The organism is Listeria cornellensis FSL F6-0969, assembly GCF_000525855.1.
In the GTDB taxonomy this organism is placed as follows: Bacteria; Bacillota; Bacilli; order Lactobacillales; family Listeriaceae; genus Listeria_A; species Listeria_A cornellensis.
The window spans coordinates 1-888 of the sequence record NZ_AODE01000064.1 but is presented as its reverse complement, the minus strand read 5'-3'; the positions used below and the strand labels follow the sequence as shown (position 1 = coordinate 888).

General features: G+C 45.3%; 1 protein-coding gene. It reads right to left on the bottom strand.

Features of this window, described 5'->3' with window-relative positions; translation table 11 throughout:
- The coding region (locus PCORN_RS16720; protein WP_036082697.1) for a hypothetical protein at positions 1-732 on the bottom strand (732 nt) is incomplete at its 3' end.
- Positions 733-888: the final 156 nt, after the last annotated feature.

The window sequence follows — 888 nt, the reverse complement described above, 5'->3', positions numbered from 1 at the left end:
GCCGCCTGCTGTGGTCGCTTGTACAGCCGTACCATTGATCAGGATGCGCACTTTATATACATCTTTTCCATACGTTCCGCTGTACGTATCTTGACCCACTTCCAAAAATGGCGCCGTCACTGTGTAATCAAGAATAGTTAGTGTTTGCTGATTTTGTACCTTGCCAAGCGAATCGAGCCCTTGAATCATCACGTCACTCGTTGGTTGAATATCTTGCAGGAGCATCCTTGTAAATTGGAACGACTGATTCCAGACATCCACCGTTTTCGGAGCGCCACTTCCATTGACAAGCTGCACCTTCACAATGTCTTTTCCGACAACGCCATCCAACCGCACTTTTCCCATTTCGTAAGCCGGTACTATCAATGTATAATCCTTCACATGAATGGTCATCGTTTGGCAGATATCCCCGTCGCTGTTCCGCGCCTCCAAAAGGATTTCTTCCTTCAGATCATACGCTGTCATATCCGAAAAATGGAAACGACCTAGGTTTGCGTCGATGATAGCGCTTAACCAGATGCCCTCACGCGTTTGGAAATCCACACTAACAATATCCTGTCCACATGTCCCAACCAGCTCTCTTTGCCCTACTTGATATGATTCCACCGACAAACGATAGTCACGAACGGTGACGATGACACTTTTTTGAATGATGTTGTCTTTATCTAGACCTGAAACCCGCACATCACTTCCCGCCTCAACATTTATTATAAAAACATTCTTTTCACCCAACTTGGTCCAATTCCTAATTCTAAAGGAACCTCCGAACCTCAACGGAGCGACAATTGCTTAGAGATTCTAGGCATGGATTACAGACTCACTTCGAACAGCTACAACGAACTCCAAAATCCCTTTCACTCGATTCTCATACGTTGCGTCTAATTTGAT